17 protein-coding genes and 1 pseudogene are annotated in these 17,703 nt (G+C 70.7%); 9 read left to right on the plus strand and 9 right to left on the minus strand.

The features are described 5' to 3' along the window. Nucleotides 1–402 precede the first annotated feature (402 nt). Both ACWC97_RS00465 and ACWC97_RS00470 read left to right on the plus strand, forming a co-directional pair. Nucleotides 403–1,041, plus strand: a complete 639-nt coding sequence (locus tag ACWC97_RS00465) for a Dps family protein (protein WP_450646523.1) — start codon at nt 403–405, stop codon at nt 1,039–1,041. Between the two features lie 434 nt (nt 1,042–1,475). Further along, nucleotides 1,476–2,825, plus strand: coding sequence for an MFS transporter (locus ACWC97_RS00470; protein ID WP_450646525.1), 1,350 nt, complete (start codon nt 1,476–1,478; stop codon nt 2,823–2,825). A gap of 212 nt (nt 2,826–3,037) precedes the next feature. On the opposite strand, the gene ACWC97_RS00475 is transcribed toward ACWC97_RS00470, so the two are convergent. Continuing rightward, nucleotides 3,038–3,574: a cysteine hydrolase family protein gene (locus ACWC97_RS00475; RefSeq protein WP_352276798.1), complete on the minus strand. Its 537-nt coding sequence runs from the start codon at nt 3,572–3,574 to the stop codon at nt 3,038–3,040. Nucleotides 3,575–3,992: 418 nt separating this feature from the next. Here ACWC97_RS00475 and ctaD point away from each other — a divergent pair, with 418 nt between their 5' ends. Both ctaD and ctaF read left to right on the plus strand, forming a co-directional pair. After that, nucleotides 3,993–5,708, plus strand: a complete 1,716-nt coding sequence (gene ctaD, locus ACWC97_RS00480; protein WP_450646526.1) for an aa3-type cytochrome oxidase subunit I — start codon at nt 3,993–3,995, stop codon at nt 5,706–5,708. Further along, nucleotides 5,705–6,094: an aa3-type cytochrome oxidase subunit IV gene (gene ctaF, locus ACWC97_RS00485; protein ID WP_450646527.1), complete on the plus strand. Its 390-nt coding sequence runs from the start codon at nt 5,705–5,707 to the stop codon at nt 6,092–6,094. Before ctaD ends, ctaF begins: the two co-directional genes overlap by 4 nt. Before the next feature lie 21 nt (nt 6,095–6,115). Here ctaF and qcrB read toward each other — a convergent pair whose 3' ends face one another. Next, nucleotides 6,116–7,747 (minus strand): cytochrome bc1 complex cytochrome b subunit, encoded by a 1,632-nt coding sequence (gene qcrB / locus ACWC97_RS00490; protein ID WP_450647444.1) that lies wholly within the window; start codon nt 7,745–7,747, stop codon nt 6,116–6,118. Nucleotides 7,748–8,013: 266 nt separating this feature from the next. On the opposite strand from qcrB, the gene ACWC97_RS00495 reads away from it, so the two are divergent. After that, nucleotides 8,014–8,190 carry a hypothetical protein gene (locus tag ACWC97_RS00495; RefSeq protein ID WP_352276700.1) on the plus strand — a complete coding sequence of 59 codons (177 nt, stop codon included), beginning with the start codon at nt 8,014–8,016 and terminating at the stop codon, nt 8,188–8,190. Between the two features lie 22 nt (nt 8,191–8,212). Continuing rightward, nucleotides 8,213–8,440, plus strand: coding sequence for a hypothetical protein (locus ACWC97_RS00500; RefSeq protein WP_352276699.1), 228 nt, complete (start codon nt 8,213–8,215; stop codon nt 8,438–8,440). 39 nt (nt 8,441–8,479) lie between these two features. Here the strand turns inward: ACWC97_RS00500 and ACWC97_RS00505 are convergent, their stop codons facing one another. Together ACWC97_RS00505 and ACWC97_RS00510 are read right to left on the minus strand one after the other, a co-directional pair. Next, nucleotides 8,480–9,571: a glutamate--cysteine ligase gene (locus ACWC97_RS00505; RefSeq protein ID WP_352276698.1), complete on the minus strand. Its 1,092-nt coding sequence runs from the start codon at nt 9,569–9,571 to the stop codon at nt 8,480–8,482. Nucleotides 9,572–9,645: 74 nt separating this feature from the next. Next, nucleotides 9,646–10,128 carry a hemerythrin domain-containing protein gene (locus tag ACWC97_RS00510; protein WP_352276697.1) on the minus strand — a complete coding sequence of 161 codons (483 nt, stop codon included), beginning with the start codon at nt 10,126–10,128 and terminating at the stop codon, nt 9,646–9,648. 306 nt (nt 10,129–10,434) lie between these two features. Here ACWC97_RS00510 and ACWC97_RS00515 point away from each other — a divergent pair, with 306 nt between their 5' ends. Continuing rightward, nucleotides 10,435–10,761, plus strand: a complete 327-nt coding sequence (locus tag ACWC97_RS00515) for a plasmid stabilization protein (protein WP_352276696.1) — start codon at nt 10,435–10,437, stop codon at nt 10,759–10,761. Between the two features lie 70 nt (nt 10,762–10,831). Here the strand turns inward: ACWC97_RS00515 and ACWC97_RS00520 are convergent, their stop codons facing one another. From ACWC97_RS00520 to ACWC97_RS00535, 4 genes and pseudogenes are all read right to left on the minus strand, one after another. Continuing rightward, a complete protein-coding gene (locus tag ACWC97_RS00520; protein ID WP_352276695.1) occupies nt 10,832–11,401 on the minus strand; it encodes a type 1 glutamine amidotransferase domain-containing protein in 570 nt (189 codons plus the stop codon). A gap of 82 nt (nt 11,402–11,483) precedes the next feature. Next, nucleotides 11,484–12,962: an aminotransferase class I/II-fold pyridoxal phosphate-dependent enzyme gene (locus ACWC97_RS00525; protein ID WP_450646531.1), complete on the minus strand. Its 1,479-nt coding sequence runs from the start codon at nt 12,960–12,962 to the stop codon at nt 11,484–11,486. Between the two features lie 120 nt (nt 12,963–13,082). Continuing rightward, on the minus strand, nt 13,083–13,238 hold the full coding sequence (locus tag ACWC97_RS00530) for a DUF6131 family protein (RefSeq protein ID WP_283850580.1): 156 nt from the start codon (nt 13,236–13,238) through the stop codon (nt 13,083–13,085). A 117-nt stretch (nt 13,239–13,355) separates the two neighbouring features. Then, nucleotides 13,356–13,538 (minus strand): annotated as a pseudogene (locus tag ACWC97_RS00535) (molybdopterin dinucleotide binding domain-containing protein); the annotation flags it as partial. 273 nt (nt 13,539–13,811) lie between these two features. Between ACWC97_RS00535 and ACWC97_RS00540 the strand changes: the two are divergent. Beyond that, nucleotides 13,812–14,588: a VOC family protein gene (locus tag ACWC97_RS00540; RefSeq protein WP_450646533.1), complete on the plus strand. Its 777-nt coding sequence runs from the start codon at nt 13,812–13,814 to the stop codon at nt 14,586–14,588. A gap of 86 nt (nt 14,589–14,674) precedes the next feature. Next, nucleotides 14,675–15,562 carry a glucose 1-dehydrogenase gene (locus ACWC97_RS00545; protein WP_450646535.1) on the plus strand — a complete coding sequence of 296 codons (888 nt, stop codon included), beginning with the start codon at nt 14,675–14,677 and terminating at the stop codon, nt 15,560–15,562. Nucleotides 15,563–15,603: 41 nt separating this feature from the next. Here the strand turns inward: ACWC97_RS00545 and ACWC97_RS00550 are convergent, their stop codons facing one another. Continuing rightward, on the minus strand, nt 15,604–17,676 hold the full coding sequence (locus ACWC97_RS00550) for a catalase (RefSeq protein WP_450646536.1): 2,073 nt from the start codon (nt 17,674–17,676) through the stop codon (nt 15,604–15,606). Nucleotides 17,677–17,703 lie beyond the last annotated feature (27 nt).

The raw sequence follows: 17,703 nt of genomic DNA on the forward strand, positions 1-17,703 counted from the left end.
GCCGCGCTGCCGTGCAGCGCATGGGGCCGGCTCGGCATGGCGCGAACCGACCGCCCGCACGACCGGCCGTCGGACCGCGCTCCCACGCTTTCCATCCGGCGGCCGCAGGACAAGTGCACCGAACCATTGACGTGACGGCACCACCGCATTGCCCCAATCATCGGGGGTCCGGGGTCCTCCCGGCGTGGGAGCGGGAACCCCCACGTGTCCGGAACCGGTTCCCGGCGGCCCGCCTGTTCGCCAGCGATCCCCCGCCGCCGGACCCGGGTACCGGACACTGTCCGAGGGGGCCGATCGTGAGCAGTGGTTCCACCAGTCAGGTGCCTCTCGCAACAGTCGTACGCGGAAGCGGGCGCCCCCTGGGACACATTGAGGAACCACGCACTCAGCACAGGAGCTCCCATGCCCCCCAGCAACACCACCGCCCCCCGCTACACCGTCCCCGGCCTCGACACGGCCCAGGGCGAGAAGGTCATCGAGCTGTTGAGGCCGCGTCTCCACGCGCTCAACGATCTCGCCCTCACCCTCAAGCACATCCACTGGAACGTCGTCGGACCGCATTTCATCGCCGTCCACGAGATGCTCGATCCGCAGGCGGCGGCTGTGCGGGAGATGGTCGACGGCATCGCCGAACGCATCGCCACGCTGGGCGGCGAACCACGCGGAACGGCCGGAGCCCTGGTGGCCGAGCGCACCTGGGAGGACTACGGCCTGGGACGGGCGGACGCGATGACGCACCTCGGCTCCCTCGACCTCGTGTACTCCGGCGTCATCGAGGATCACCGACGTGCCGCGTCGGAGGCGGCCGAGATCGATCCCGTCACCGAGGACCTGCTCGTCGAGCACCTGCATGCCCTGGAGCAGTTCCAGTGGTTCGTACGCGCACACCGGGAGAGCGGCTCCGGCGACCTGTCCGGGGCGGAGACGGGGCACAAGGGGGCGGACGCGGGGTCGCCGCCCTCCGCGCGCAGGACGGCGAAGAAGGCGACGAGCACGAAGCGGGCACCCAGGAAGACGGCCACGGCCAAGCGGACGCGTTGACGCCCGTCCCGTTCCCCTCTGCGCGTGCCCGCTCACGGTCCGTCCCCCACGGGGGGGGCGGGCCGTCGCGCCGGTCGGCCGCGTGTGAGCAAGGACACCGGACCGCTCACGCCGCCCGGCCTCACGGGAGTTGGGCCGGGCGGTCCGGTCCCGGGGGCCGTTCCCGGCGTCGGACGCGTCCGGCGACGGCACGGCGTTTGCGACGATGGGTGCGCGCCGGCGGCCGGGGGCGGCACCCCACCCCGCCTTCTCGCCCGGCAGCCCGGGCACACCCACCGATACGCCCCCGCCGGGGCCGACGTGTGCCTTCCCCCAGCCCTCATGTGCCTGCCGTGCCCGCTCCCGCCGTCCCCGTCCCCGAGCCCCCCACCCGGCCGAAGCGGTTCGGCCGACGGGGCGGCAGCAGCCCGTGGCGGTGCCTGAAGGTGCCGAGCATGCGCTGGTGGTCCGTGGCCAACCTGGTGTCGAACACCGGCACATGGATGCAGCTCACGGTCCAGAACCTGCTGGTGCTCCAGATCACGGGGTCGGCGGCGGCCACCGGGCTGTCCCCGGCCGTGCAGGCCGGCCCCGGCCTGCTGCTGGGTGTTCTCGGAGGGGCCGCGGTCGACCGGTGGCCCCGCAAGATCACCGCGGCGGTGAGCCAGGCCGTGCTCGGTCTGATCGCCTTCTCCACGGCGGTCCTGATCGGTCTCGACCTGCTGAACGTGCCGGTCCTGCTCGCCCTGGCGGCGGTGACCGGCATCGTCAGCACGATCGACGGCCCGGCGACCTCGCTGCTGGGCAATGATCTGGTGCCCAGGGAGGACGTGCCCTCGGCCATATCGCTGGGGGCGATGGTGCACAGCACCGGGCGGCTCGCCGGTACCGCGCCGGCGGCGGTCGCCGTCGGCGCCTTCGGCACGGCGTCCGCCTACGTGGTCAACGGCTTCTCGTTCCTCTTCGTGACCGCCGTCATCCCCTTCCTGCATCCGGCTTCCCACGCACTGCGGGAAGGGGTACGCAGAGCCGCGCCCGCTGTGCGCGGACCGGGGACCGATCGGGCGGCGCGTGTCCCCGAGCCGCGTGCGGGCGGGCGGTCCGCCGATGCGTCCGCAGGTGCTCGGGCCGGTCTCGCCTACTTCCTGGGGCGGCCGCGCCTGGTCGCCCTCGCCGGGATCACCGCGGTCAGTTCGGTCTTCGGGCGGAACTACCAGCTGACCCTCGCCGTCCTGGTCATCGGACCGCTCCACGCCCGGCAGAGCGATTTCGGCACGGTCTCCACCGTGCTGGCCGTGGGCGGCATCCTGGGCGCGCTGCTCGCCGGGCGGCTCCGGAGCCCGACCGTGCGGCTCGTGGGTGTGCTGGCCGCCGCCGGGGGTGTGCTCCAGATGGCGGCCGGACTCTCTCCCGGACTGGTCGTGCTGATCGCGCTGGTCATCACCATGGCCGTGGTGGAGTCCGTCTCGGACACCGCCGGGGCGGCGATCCTCCAGACCGACCCCGACCCGGAGATGCGCGGCCGGGTTCTCGGGGTCTGGCGCAGTGCCAGCACCGGGTGGCAGTTGGCGGGCCCGCCCCTGCTCGGCGTGCTGCTGGAGTTCGCGGGCGCGCGCGGCGCCCTCGTCTCGGGCGGGCTGTTGATCGCCGGGGTCGTGTTGATCGGCGGGTTGCGTCACCGTGCGGCCGGTCGGCGCGCGGTCGGCGCCCCGGTCCCGCTCGTCCCGTACATCCGCCGGGAGCGGCCCGTCGTCCTCCCCTCCCCGTGTCCGTCCATGTCCGTGGCTTCCGGCGAGCGGTCATGACAGGAGTCGCAGGGCCGCTTCCTCGACCGCGCCCTGAGCGGCGGGCCGGCCGAATGGGGCGTCGGCGCGCCGCAGGGGCGCCGAGGTAGGCACTGGCCTAGCGAACGGCCCGGAGGACGGCTGGTGCCGGGCCCGGGTGGACCGCTCGTCCTGAGCCCCGTGTCCCGCCCGGTCGAAGAGTGCCCTGCGTCGGCGCCCGTCGTGGTCCGGCCTCACCACGCGACGTCGGCGGCCCTGGTGAGCCGGGCGCCCATGTTCCTCCGCATCATGGTCAGCGCGGCCTGCGCGAGGTCGGGGTGGATGGCGGCCACCGCGTCCACGGGCACCGTCACGTCCAGGTGCCGGATGTGCGCGTCGAGTGCCGAGTACAGCACGCACTGTTCGGTCACCTGACCGGTGAGGACCACCCGGTCCACCTCGAGGGCCCTCAGCAGATGGGCCATCGGGGTCTCGTAGAAGATGGAGTGCCTGGCCTTGACGATGAACAGGGACTCCGCGTCCGGCCGGATCGGATCCACGAGCGCGGCGTGGGGCGCGGCCAAGGCCGCGTCGAGCAGTTCCCCCTGATGGGAGCGCCACTGGCCCCAGTTGTCGTTGGCGTAGATCACCGGCGTCCCTGCCGAACGGGCCCGGCCGAGCAGATGCTCGATCCCCGGCAGCGCGGCCTCGGCCGCGGGCAGGAGAAGTTCCGCGTCCTTGTGCTCGTACGTGTTGATCATGTCGATGACGACGAGTGCCGAGCCGCTCACCTCTATCACGCCTTCCGTCCGCTCCTGCCCCGCCCGGGGAATCGCGCGGCCGTCCGCGGGTCCGGGAGCGGTCCCCGGTACGCCGTGTTCCGGCCCTTCGCCCGCAGCACCGCCGGTGGGTGGGCCGGGGCGGGGAGCGCGGCGTCCTGCCGGCGCCTCGGGCCATCCCCTGTCGTCCACCGTCTCACGCCGGGGCGGACCTGTCCCACGGTGGCGCGGCATGCCACGTCCGAGGGCTCGGGAGCACCGTCCGGAGCCGGTCCGGGAGCCCCGGCTCACCCGTTCGGCAGCGAATCACCGGCGGCCCGGTTTCGTTCTCAGGTGGGAGAGCCGGGGCCTCGGTCCGACGCCGGGCGTCCCCGTTGCCCGGTGCTGTCGGCGCAGTCCCTCTCCGCCCCCCGGAACCGCGGAGGCACGCATGTCATGGCTGGAGCAACCACGACGGACGCTCTCGGAGGAGGACGAGCCCGACAGTTCCCGGGTGCTCCTGGGCAGTCGGATCCGGGAGATCGTGACGACCACCGATCACAAGACGATCGGGAACATGTACCTCGTCACCTCGTTCGCCTTCTTCCTGTTCGCCGGGGCCCTGGCGATGGTCATGCGTGCCGAGCTGGCGCGTCCGGGTCTGCAGTTCGTGAGCCCTTTCCAGTACAACCAGCTCTTCACCGTGCACGGCACCGTCATGATGCTGCTGTTCGCGACGCCGACCTTCGCCGGGTTCGCGAACGCCGTCATGCCGCTCCAGATCGGTTCGCCGGACGTGGCGTTTCCCCGGCTCAACGCCCTCACCTACTGGCTCTTTCTCTTCGGAGGGCTGATCGTCGTCAGCGGGATCATCGTTCCCGGCGGCGCCGCCTCCTTCGGCTGGTTCGCGTACGCCCCCCTGAACAGCGCCGTCCGCTCCCCGGGGGCCGGCGGTGACCTGTGGGCCATGGGCCTGGTACTGAGCGGTGTCAGCACCACGTTGGGATCGGTCAACTTCATCACCACGATCGTCTGTCTGCGCGCCCCGGGGATGACCATGTTCCGGATGCCGATCTTCACCTGGAACGTGCTCTTCACCTCCCTCCTGGTGCTGCTGGCGTTCCCGGTCCTGACGGCCGCCCTGCTCGCGCTGATGGCCGACCGCAAGTTCGGCGCCCACGTCTTCGACCCCGCCAACGGCGGCGCGCTGCTCTGGCAGCATCTCTTCTGGTTCTTCGGGCATCCGGAGGTCTACATCGTCGCGTTGCCCTTCTTCGGCGTGGTGACCGAGATCCTCCCCGTGTTCAGCCGCAAACCCGTCTTCGGCTACGTCGGGATGGTGGGCGCGACCGTCGCCATCACCATGCTCTCGGCCACGGTCTGGGCCCATCACATGTTCGCGACGGGGGCCGTGCTCCTGCCGTTCTTCTCCCTCATGTCGTTCCTGATCGCCGTGCCGACCGGTGTGAAGTTCTTCAACTGGATCGGCACGATGTGGAACGGCAGCCTCTCCTTCGAGACGCCGATGCTCTGGGCGATCGGGTTCCTCGTGACGTTCCTGCTCGGCGGGTTGAGCGGTGTCCTCGTCGCCTCGCCGCCGCTGGACTTCCATGTCACCGACAGTTACTTCGTCGTCGCCCATCTGCACTACGTCCTGTTCGGCACGATCGTCTTCGCCATGTTCGGCGGCTTCTACTTCTGGTGGCCCAAGATGACCGGCAGGTTGCTGGACGAACGGCTCGGCAGAATCCACTTCTGGACGCTTTTCGTCGGGTTCCAGGTCACCTTCCTCGTCCAGCACTGGCTCGGCGAGATGGGCATGCCCCGGCGGTACGCCGACTATCTGCCCGCGGACGGGTTCACCCTGCTCAACTCCGTCTCCTCGGCCGGAGCCTTTCTCCTCGGCTTCTCCACCCTGCCCTTCCTCTACAACGTCTGGAGAACCGCCGTCCACGCGCCGCTCGTGACGGTCGACGACCCCTGGGGATACGGCCGTTCCCTGGAGTGGGCCACCTCCTGTCCGCCGCCGCGCCACAACTTCGACGCCCTGCCGCGGATCCGGTCGGACTCACCCGCCTTCGACCTGCACCATCCGGAGGCGCACGCGCCGGGAGAGGCAGCGCGCGACTCGGCCACCCCGGACACGATCGAAGGGCGGAACGCATGAAACCGGAAGCCCGGCTCTTCGCCGGTGTGGCCGTCTTCTTCCTGGTCACCGATGTCGTCTACGCCTGGTTCGCGCGCGAACCCGCGGGCGTCGCCGCGCTGACCGTCTCCTTCCTCATGTCCGCGCTCATCAGCCTTTTCTGCGTGACGAACCACTACAAGAGGGGAACGAGGCCCGAGGACCGCAAGGGCGCGGAGATCCGGGAACGGTCCGGCGCCCTGGGGTTCTTCCCCCCGCACAGCGCCTGGCCGGCGATCATCGGCGTGGGCGCGGCACTGATCGGCCTGGGGGTGGTCTACGCCCTCTTCCTGTTCCTCATCGGGCTGGGCGTGCTCCTCGCCGGGGTGCTCGGCATGACGTTCCAGTTCGCCGGCCGGGACGGCTGACGGCCGCCGGGAGGAGCGGGGCTACCTCCGCTCCCGGTCCTCGGCCGGCTCCCTGAACACCTCGTCGATCCGCTCGCGCTGTGCGGAGGTTGTCGGCATGTCGACCCGGTCGCGGTAGTACCAGCGGCTCAGCGACGAGCGGATCCGCGCGCGCCGAGCCGCTCCGCCGCCCGGGGAGCCGAGGGGCCGGGGAACGTCCCGCACCAGGGCCCGACGGAGCCGGGCGGAGTCGAGCGGTCGGTGGCCCTCATGGATCGCGCCGTAGACGTTCTGCCCGACCTGCCCCGTTTCCGTACCGGTGCGTACGAGCCGGCGCTCACGCGCCTGGAGCGCGAGGCACACGCGGGTGGTGACGGCGTAGGCGAGGAGCGGGCCGACGATCAGCGCGACCCTGAGGATCCACGTCAGCGCTTCCACGGAGACGTGGAAGACGAGGGCCGTGACGTCGTTGCCGCCCGCCATCAGCAGCACCGCGTAGAAAACGATGGCCGCCACACCCAGTGCGGTGCGCGTGGGGCGGTCCCGCGGCCTGTCGCAGAGGTGGTGCTCGCCCGGGTCGCCGGTGACCCACTCCTCGAAGAAGGGGTACGCGTAGAGGACCAGGAAGAGCAGGCCGGGCAGCAACACCGCCGGGACGAGCACGTTCCACATGAGCGTGTGCCCCGCGACCTCGTTCTCCCAGGGGGGCATGAGCCGCAACGCGCCCTCCAGGAACCCGACGTACCAGTCGGGCTGGGAGTCGACGACGGCCTGGTCCCCCCGGTACGGGCCGTAGCTCCAGACCGGGTTGATCTGGGCGGTGGCGCCCAGCCACACGGTGACAGCGGCGACCATCAGGCTCAGCCCCGCCGACTTCGCGGCGAAGTGCGGGACCATCGGCTGCCCCACCGCGTTGCGGTTGGTCCTGCCGGGCGTCGCCCACTGCGTGTGCTTGAGGTAGAGGACCAGCATCAGGTGCACCACCACGAGACCGAGGAGGAGGCCGGGCACGAAGAGGACGTGGACGATGTAGAGGCGCGGAAGGATCACCTGGCCCGGGAACGGGCCGCCCCACAGGAGGTCGCTCAGGTACGTGCCCACGACCGGGAGGGACATCACGATGGTGTTCGCCGTGCGCATGCCCGTCCCCGACAGCAGGTCGTCGGGGAGCGAGTAGCCGGCGAACCCCTCCAGGAGGGCGAGGAGGAACAAGGTCACCCCCACCATCCAGTTGACCTCCCTGGGCCGGCGGAACGCGCCGGTGAAGAACACCCGGAGCAGGTGGACCCCGATGGCCGCGACGAAAATCAGGGCGGCCCAGTGATGCACCTGCCGGATCAGCAGCCCGCCCCGTACGTCGAAGCTGATGTGCAGGGTGGAGGCGTACGCCTGCGACACGGTCAGACCCCGCAGGGGTGCGTAGGAGCCGAGGTACGGGCCGGACTTCATGCTGGGGTCGAAGAACAGCGTCAGAAAGCTGCCGGTCAGCACCAGAACGACCAGCGCGTACAGGGCGATCTCCCCCAGGAGGAACGACCAGTGGTCGGGGAACGCCTTGCGCATCACGGACCGGGCGGCCTCCGAAAGAGGCGTACGGCGGTCGATCGCGACATAGCCCGCCACCCCGGCCCGACGGACCCCTTCCTTGATCGCGCGCCTGCGCCTGGCGAACAGAAGCACCGGTCGACTCCCTCTCCGGCTTGCGAGTGGTACGCCGAGCAGCGCGACCACGGACCACACCTGCTCTCTGCGCACTATGCGGTCTGTTCCGGTGCGCACGGCCGCATTACGCGCATCAGGGGCACGGCGCCCCCGCCACACCGATATACGCCAAGAAATCAGAGCAATACCACGGATATCGCGACAAAGGCAGAAGTGGGAGCATGGAGAAGCAGGGCGCCCCGATCGGGACGCAGACGTGCGAGAGGAGGATCCCTCCCATGACCGACCTGCAGTTCTACCGCCGCGACCGGCCGAAGAACGCCAGTCTTCCCGAGGACCGACCCCGGGGAGGAGGTCCCGAGGATCCGTCGCCCGGACACCGGACTCCATGGGTGTGGATCATCGTGCTCGTCGTCATCATCGTGGCGGTCGCCGTCGTCGTGCCGCTGATCTAGGGAGAAGGATCGAGGGCAGCGCATGGTTCGGTCCGGGGAGACCAGGGCTCCCGTCGTCGTGCACCGCCTCTCCGGCGCCGGTGGGCGGAGAGTGGCCATCAGGGGCAAGGTCGTCGGACGGGCCCACAACGACAGCGACCTCGTGGAGTTCCTCAGACGTGCCGGGCTGGACGACGCGTGGGAGCTCGTCGACGATCCCCACTGGGTCGAATGGAGCGGTGGCCGGGCACATTGCTATGGAGCGGCATGAGGGAGCGTCCTCCGGGGACCGCGGGTCACAGAGGGAGGTTCAGCCTCGTGTTCTGGCCACGCATTCGGTCACCATGGCGCCAAGTCTTCCGGTGCGGTCGAGCAGTTCGCGCTGGGTCCTCGCACCGGTCCCCCGTTCCAACAGCCTTTCGAGCGCCGACTCGGCGGACCTGTGGTCGTCCGTTTCCTCCAGGGCCTCGCGCACGTGGGTGAGCAGGGCTCTGGTGACATCGGCGGCGGGCTCGGGGCGCATCGTGAGGGGGTGAAGGAGTTCCCCGTCGAGACCCGACCGGGCCGCCTGCCAGGCCGCCATGCGCAGGAGGCTCACAGCGACGGCACGCGGTTCCTCGCCCGCCCGCCACTCCCGTGCCGCCGTCTCGACCAGCCCTCGTGTCAAGGTGGCGAGGAGCACGGTATCGGCCGGATCCAGACAGACGTCCGCGACCCGGACCTCGACCGTCGGGTACCGGTGGGAGAGCCTGGCGTCGAAGTAGATCATCCCCGGGTCCCGCAGGACACGCGTCTCCATCAGGGCCCTGACCTGCTCGTGGTAGCGCTGCGCCGTGCCGAAGACCTCGACCGGTCCGGCCGACGGCCAGCGCCCCCACACCCTGCTGCGGTAGCTGTCGTACGTGGTGTCGCGGCCCTGCCAGAAGGGGGAGTTGGCGCTCAGCGCGAGAAGGACCGGCAGCCATGCCCGCACACGGTCCAGTACGCCGACGCCTTCCTCGTCCGATGCCACGGAGACATGCACGTGACATCCGCAGGTCAGCTGTTCCTGCGTGAGCTCACCAAACCTCTCGGCCAGCCAGCCGTGCCGCTCCCCGTCGCCGAGCGAGGGCTTGACCAGCGTCGGCGCGGTCGCGAGGGCCACGACGGCGGCATCGGCGCGGGCCGCGCTCTCGGCTGCCTCGGAGCGCCCGCGGCGGATGTCATCCCCGAGGTCCCCCATGGCGCTGTGCGGCTTCGTGGCGAACTCCACCTGCTGGTGCTGGAGCTCCGCCTCGAAGGCCGATTCCCCGTCGGCCCGGCGATCCGCCACGGCCAGTACGGCGGCGGAGAGTGCTCGTGGTTCACCACTGCGCGGGTCGACGAGCAGCAGCTCCTCCTCCACTCCGACGGTCCGCGCCATCGCTTCCTCCCTGCGACACACCTTCATGGGAACGGGTCCTGCTCACAGTCGGCGGCGTCCCGCCGCCGACACCGCTACGCGCCCGAGGACCTCGCGGCCCGTCGTACGGCCGGACGCAGGCGGGCGAGGCGGACCCGCCGGCCGAGCTCCGCGCGCTCCTCGGGCGGAAGCGCGGCGGCGAGCTTCGGGAACAGGTCGTGCTCCTCCTCGCGCACATGGAAGGCGATCGCGAACTTCAGCCTCGCGAGGGTGTCGTTGAAGTCCGGATCGCCCACGCTGAGCCCTTCGAGCCGGCCGAGCAGCCGCTCACCCTTGGCGTGATCGGCAAGCTCCTTGTCGGCCAGTGCCTGCCCGTGCGGCAGGTACTCGCGCATCGCCGGGTGCAGATGCGCCTCCTCCGTGGCGGTGTGCCGGACGACTTCCGCGATCAGCCGGTCCACGAGTTCCCCGCGCCGCGGGTGGTCCACCGGCTGCAGCTCGATCTCCCAGAACATCGCCTCCAGTTCGCGGTGGTCGGCCGCGAGTTCGTGGAGCACGTCGCCTTCGGGCTGCGTCACGGCACCCTCCTTCCCTTCGCCTCCCGGTAGGAGGGGCCAGGACAGACAAGCAGGTCCGGAGCGAGGAACCCGTGCCCCTCGCGCGGCGACACCTGTACGGTCACCTCCTCGGCGGAGTCGTCCCGCGGCTCCCGGCGGGCGCCGGAAAGCCACTGGTGCCGGGCAAGGAGCGCACCGGCGCGGCACGTCCGCCCGTGCGCCGCCGCACCGCTCGTGTGGCGGGCCGCGGAATCCGTGCGTCGACTGGAGGGGCCCCTCTTCGCCCCTGTGCGGCCCGCGGGCCGCACCGACACACCGGAGACACCCATGCCGGCCGGATCGAACAAGAAGCGTGAGCGCCAGTACGAGCACATCAAGGAGAGCGCCGAGGAACGCGGCGCCTCGGAGAAGCGTGCGAAGGAACTCGCCTCGCGCGTCGTCAACAAGGAACGCGCCCGCTCCGGCGAGGCCAAGACGTCCAGCAAGACGTCCACCCGCGACCCCAAGTCCGCCTACGAACGGGGCGGCGAGCGTTCCCACAGCGGATCGCAGGGCCCCACCAAGGACCAGTTGTACGAGGAGGCCAAACGCAAGAACATCGAAGGCCGCTCGACCATGAACAAGCAGGAACTGCGCCGGGCCCTCGGCCGCTGAGGCGGCACACCGCACGGATCGCCGTCCGGCCACGTCGGTGCGGGCGGGCCCTTCCGTATCGGGCCCGGCCTCACCGCGTGGCCACCGCGAGGGCCGCGTCCACTTCGCCGAGGAACGGTTCCAGATCTCCCGGGTTGCGCGAGGTGATGAGCGGCCAGCCGTGGCCGTCGTCCGTGACGACCGGCTCGTCGGTCCACTCCCCGCCGGCGTTGCGGATGTCCGTCTTGAGCGAGGGGTAGGACGTCAGCCGCTTCCCCGCCACCACGTCGGCTTCGACCAGGGCCCACGGCCCGTGGCAGATGGCCGCGACGGGCCGCCCGGACGACGTGAACGCGCGGACGATGCGCGTGGCGTCGTCCTGCTGGCGCAGCGCGTCGGCGTTCAGCGTTCCGCCGGGGATCAACAGCAGATCGTAGGCGGCCGGATCCGCTTCGGCGAGCGTCAGTTCCGGTCGGACCGCCCTTCCCGGTTCCTCGTCGCCCACCAGCGTCCGGACCTCGTCCATGAACACGGCGGCGACCGAGACCTCGGCGCCCCAGCCGCTCAGATGCTCCTGGGGAACGAGAAGCTCGTCCTGTTCGACGCCGTAGTTCGTGACGATCGCCAGTACCTTCCGTGCGCTCACGTCGTCGGCAGTCATGGGGGATCCCTTCGGTGGTGAGGTTGGAACGTGCCCGACGGGCCGTACGCCGGGGTCTCGTCGACGGATTGCCCGTCGCGGCTCAGGTGTCGTCGTCCGTCGCGCAGACGCGGATGGTGCGCAGTTCGGGGTCGGCGGGGTCGGGGAGGTTCATTCCCGCCTCGATCCCCGAGCGGAGGTAGTGCAGGACGGGTTCGTTCAGCCGTTCACCGGGCAGGACCGCGGGGATGCCCGGTGGGTAGGGCGTGATCATTTCGGCGGCCGTGCGGCCCGCAGCCTTCTCCAGCGGTACGTCCTCGGTCACCGAGAAGTAGGCGTCGCGCGGCAGACGGGCCTGGGTCAGCCTCAGTTCACCGGGGTCCGGGAGTTCGACGGGGCGCCCGGACGGCAGCGTCTCCACCCGGTCGGCGAGGTCGCGCAGCGCGGTCAGCAGGCGGCCGGTCGTGAGGGCGTCGTCGGCGTGGGTGAGTTGTGCGCTGATGCGGCGGTGATCCATCAGGTGGGTGTCGATCCGGTGGTTCTCGCGGAGCCAGTCGGCGGCGAGATAGCCGGACGTGCCGAGTCCGGAGATGTCGATCACGATCGGCAGCGGATCGAGATCGGCTCCCGCTCCGGGGCCGCAGAAGTCCTCCCGGTCGTTGACGTGCATTCCCTCGATGGTCTCGATCTCCTCGCGGACGGATCTCGCCAGCTCCAGCGCACGGGTCAGCAGGGCGTGACCGCGCAGGACCATCTGGCGCCGGCCGTCGATCCCGGCGTAGAGCAGGACCGACGGGCTCGTGGTCCCCAGCAGATCGGCCCGGGAAGCCAGGGTGGCCCGGTCGATCAGGTCTCCCTGGAGGTGGAAGACCGAGCCCTGCTCCAGACCGCTGCCCATCTTGTGGATGCTGGTGACGCACACGTCCGCGCCCGCGTCCATAGCCCAGGACGGAAGTTCGTCGTGGAACGGCAGATGGGCACCCCACGCCTCGTCGACGAGCAGGGGCCGTGAGCGGCGGTGGCACACCTCGGCCATCGCGGAGAGATCCGCCGTGGTCCCGTACGGGGTGGGGCTCGTCACCAGGGCGCCACGGGCGTCCGGATGCTCGTCGAAGGCCCGCGCGAAGGAGTCGACCGAGGGCGGATGGGCGAGGTGCCGTCCGGTGTCCCACCGGGGCTCCACCCACACCGGTTCGATGCCGGACAGGATCAGGCCGGACACCACCGACTTGTGCGCGTCCCGCCCCACGAGCAGCTTCTGTCCGTGCGCGGCCACACTGAGCATGGTGGCCTTCACGGAGAGCGAACTTCCGCACGTGGAGAAGAAGGTGTGCTCCGCGTGCACGGCCTCCGCCATCAACTCTTCGGCGTGCCCCAGCACGTTCCCCCGCTCCCGCCGGTCGTCCAGACCGCCACTGGCCAGGACGTCGCCGAGGAAGACGGCGTCCCCCAGTACGGCACGCACGGCCGGGTCGGCTCCCCTGGCCCGTTTGTGACCGGGCGGCGAGAACCCCAGCTCGTCCCTCTCGGTGAACGCGGCGAGGGCGTCCAGGACGGGCGCCTCGGTATGGTCCATACGCATGTCGACGCCTTTCTGGGCACGTCGGACGGCGTTACCGCCGACGTGCCCAGTGCAGGTGGTCGGTTTCTCGGGCAACCACCAGTGACACGCTTCCCGGGTGACGAGAACTCTCCGGAAGCGTCACCAATAGTGTCTGCGTCCTGCCACGGCGTGTCCCATCCCACCGAGGATCCACAGGATCAGGCCGATCACGGCCAGAATGATCCCGATGGTCCACAGGATGGAAATGCCCGTGACGAAACCGATGACGAGCAGAATGACTCCCAGAATGATCACAACACGCTCCGTTCTCGTGTGTGTTCCTCTTCCACTCTGTTCTTGGTGAGCCGTCGTGGCAACTGGCCAGGATTTCAGGTCGAACCGTCCCGCGTGACGGCGAGGGTCCGAGAGGAAGAGCAGTCCGGGGCGGATGCCGGTGACCCGTACCCGTGCCGTCACCGTTCCGCGCGGGGTCGCCACCTCGGCGAGGTCTCCCTCCGCCAGTCCCCGGTCGTCGGCGTCCTGGCGGGAGACCTCCACCTGTACGTCGGCGGCGGCGTTGCCCCTTCCTCGATTCCGCCCGGCGCACCGCGACAGCGCGTCGCGTCACCACACCGGCGCGCAATCGGGTGCGTCGGCGGCGACGCCGAGGTGCGGCATGGCGTGGGCAGGGGAATGGTGGGCAGGTAGGGGAATCCGGTCCGGACACCGGAAATCGGCCACACGGCACGGGCGGCCCTCCGTGACGGGTCCGGGCCTCCGAAAGCGTCGCCCCGTGGATTCGTCGGGCCGGTCGTTGTGCGTACGGCCCCCGGAACCCGTGGGGCCCATGCCTTCCTCCGGCTGCTTCTCCGTCCAAAGGCGCGTCGTATGTCGAACGTCGAAGACACCACTCCTACCCCCGGCACACCGTGCTGGGTCAACCTGATGGCGCGGAACCTGGAAAAGGCACAGGGCTTCTACTCCGAGATCATGGGATGGGAGTTCCGTAGGAGCACGCTCGACGACGATCTCACGGTCGCGCTGACCCACGGCGAGCGCGTCGCCGGAATCGGATGCTGCCGCGAGGCCGGTCAGCCGGTCATCTGGACGCCGTACTTCGCCGTCCGGGACGCGGACGAGACCGCGGGCAGGATCAGCGAGCGCGGCGCCACGCTGGCCGTCGGCCCCCTCCCGCTGGGGAACGGGCGCGCGGGCGTCGCCGCCGACCGCGACGGGGCCGTGTTCGGCTTCTGGGAAGGGCCCATCGCGGCCTGGCGCGTGGGGCACGGCAACGCACCCGCCCGCCTGGACCTGGAGACCCGCGACGCCTTCGACGCCGCCATCTTCTACGCGGAGGTCTTCGGCTGGGCCCAGCCGCCCAGTGCGTGCACGGTCGATTACGCGCACGACCGTGTGCTCGTCCGGTCGGCGGGCCACACCCTCGCCACCGTGCACAGCCGGACGCCGGACAGCGATCCGGAAGGGGCGGCGCGCCCCCGCTGGGTCGTCGACTTCCGAGTCGGGAACCCGGCGAGGACGGCTGCGGCGGCCGTCGCCGCCGGCGGGAACGCGGCGCCGGTCACCTCGCCGCTCTCCGCCGCCTCCGGCAGCACCTTCGTCATCCACGACCCCGAAGGCGCGTTCTTCACCGTCTCCGGCGGCTGACCCCGCCGGAGAGGTACCGCTCCGGGGCCGTTCCCCGACGCACCGCACACGCCAGGCCGAACCCCCACGCCGAGGAGGACAGAGCCATGAGCACAGCCCCGTGGCCGCGGGACCCCGCGCAGGACGCTCGCCGGCAGCGGCTTCCGCAGCAGAGCCAGCCGTATCCGGGATGGACCGAATCCATGGACCCACGCCCCGACCACGGTGAGGACAGCTATCGGGGCAGCGACCTGCTGACGGATCGCGTCGCGCTCCTGACCGGCGGGGACTCCGGCATCGGCCGGGCCGTGGCGCTGGCCTTCGCCCGTGAGGGCGCCGACGTCGTCTTCACCCATCTCGAGAAGGAGGCGGAAGAGGCCCGGACGACGGCCGACCTGGTGGAGGCGGCGGGCCGACGCGCCGTGCCGGTGCTCTGCGACATCCGCGAGGAGGCCTCGTGCCGCGCCCTCGTCGACACGACGGTGTCGGAGTTCGGCCGTGTCGACGTCCTGATCAACAACGCCGCCTACCAGATGGCGCAGCCGGAGGGCATCGCGGGCATCTCCACCGACCAGTTCGACCGTGTGGTGCGGACCAACCTGTACGGCATGTTCTGGCTGTGCAGGATGGCACTGCCGCACATCCCCACCGGCGGCTCGGTCATCAACACGGCGTCGGTCCAGGGCTACCGGCCGAGTCCGCACCTCCTGGACTACGCGATGACGAAGGGGGCGATCGTGACGTTCACCCAGGGCCTCGCCCAGGAGCTGGCCTCCGGGGGAATCCGCGTCAACGCCGTGGCCCCGGGGCCGGTGTGGACCCCGCTGATCCCCGCCACGCTGCCCGACACCCGTGAGTTCGGGAAGGAGGCCCCTCTCGGACGTGCCGCCCAGCCGTCCGAGATCGCCCCCGCGTACGTCTTCCTCGCGTCGTCGAGGGCCTCGTTCATCACCGGTGAGGTCATGAACGTGACGGGCGGGACTCCGCTTCCCTGACCGCTCCGCGTCGACGCGGGTGCGCACCGGCCGGGTTCGCCTCAGACGAGCCCCGGCCGGTCCCAGTGCCGGTGCGCGGCGACGGCGGAAGCGAACGCCGCCGCGAAGCGGTCGTCACCGACGTCCGCCGTCACCACCCCGTGGATGCCGACCGGGCCGCCCTCCTCCTCGGGCGGACGGCTGGTCACGGCCCCGGGGAGGAGTTCCGCCAGCGCGGCGACCCCGCCCCCGTAACCGCCGACGGGCTTGCCGTGCCGGTAGGCGTCGCGTACGAACCGGCGCACGGCGTCCTCGGTGAACTGCGCGCCGTCCGGCAGCAGGACCGCGTCGTAGAGCACGGCGGCGACGGTCGGGAGGGCCCGGTCGACCTCCAGTGTCCCGCCCTGGCTGGTGACGACGATGCCGTCCTGCGGGGCGAGGAGTTCGACGATCGCCCCCCCGGCGACCAGGGGGTCCCTGACCGCGTCGATCTGCGTCGCGTCGGCGCCGCCCGTGACCAGCACGGCGATCTGCCGGGAGAGGATGGAGCCGTCGCCCCGATGGTTCTCCAGGCTCAGTGCCGGGGAGGGGGCGGGCTCCGGCGTCACCGTCGGCTCGGGCAGCGGCACCCCGACGCCCTGTGCGACGCTCTGGGCGAGTTCGGTGTCCACCTGGACCAGTTGGGCCACGGTGCGGGCCCGGACGTCCATCGCCGACACCTTGCCCAGTTCGAAGCGGAAGGCGTCGACGATGTGGTCCCGCTCCCAGTGCGACATGCTGCGCCAGAAGAGGGCCGCCTGGAGGTAGTGGTTCTCGAAGCTGGGACTGCGGCGGCGGACCGTGGTCCCGTCCACTCTTTCGGTGAGGTGCCGATAGGCACCGGAGTCGACGTCGGCGAGCACGGGACAGCCGACCCCCAGGGTGTTGGGGGTGTAGTTGGTTCCGGTGTGGATCTGTTCCTGGTGGAAGCCGTCGCGCTGGTTGTTGCGTACGTCGACGACCGGCCGGTTGACCGGGATGTGGGCGAAGTTGGGGCCGCCCAGCCTCAGCAGCTGCGTGTCGAGGTAGGAGAAGTTCCGTGCCTGGAGCAGCGGGTCGTTGGTGAAGTCGATTCCGGGCACCACGTTGGCGGTGTGGAAGGCGACCTGCTCGGTCTCGGCGAAGAAGTTGTCGGGGTTGCGGTCGAGGACCATCCGGCCGATCGGCCGCACCGGGACGAGTTCCTCCGGCACGATCTTCGTCGCGTCGAGGAGGTCGAAGTCGAAGGAGTGCTCGTCCGTCTCCGGAATGAGCTGGACCCCCAGCTCCCACTCCGGGTACTGGCCGGCCTCGATGGCGTTCCAGAGGTCGCGCCGGTTGAAGTCGGGGTCGCGCCCCTGGACCTCCTGCGCCTCGTCCCAGACCAGGGAATGCACACCGAGCCGGGGTGTCCAGTGGAACTTCACGAACGTGCCCCGCCCCTCGGCGTCCACGAACCGGAACGTGTGGACGCCGAACCCCTGCATCATCCGGTAGCTGCGCGGGATCGCCCGGTCCGACATCAGCCACATGATCGTGTGCAGCGTCTCGGGCTGGAGGGACACGAAGTCCCAGAGGGTGTCGTGGGCGGACGCGCCGGTGGGGATGTCATTGTGCGGTTCGGGCTTCACCGCGTGCACGAAGTCGGGGAACTTGATTCCGTCCTGGATGAAGAAGACGGGGAAGTTGTTGCCGACGAGGTCGTAATTCCCCTCGGACGTGCAGAACTTCGTCGCGAAGCCCCGCACGTCGCGCACCGTGTCCGCCGAACCACGCGGGCCCTGCACGGTGGAGAACCGCACGAACACCGGGGTGCGGACGGCCGGGTCCTGGAGGAAGGCCGCCCGGGTGAACGCGGCACAGGATTCGCACGGTTCGAAGAATCCGTATGCCCCGGCCCCGCGGGCGTGGACCACCCGCTCGGGGATGCGCTCGTGGTCGAAACGCGTGATCTTCTCGCGGAAGTGGAAGTCCTCCAGCAGGGTGGGGCCCCGGTTGCCGACCGTCAGTGAGTCGTCGGTGTGCTCGACCGCGACCCCCTGGTCCGTGGTCATCGGCCCGTCGGCCGGATCCGTGACGCGTGCGCCGTCCCGCTGGATCTGTTTGGCGTCGGTCATCTGCAACTCCTGTGCGCATCCGCGCTC

This window comes from Streptomyces sp. NPDC001108, assembly GCF_053598535.1.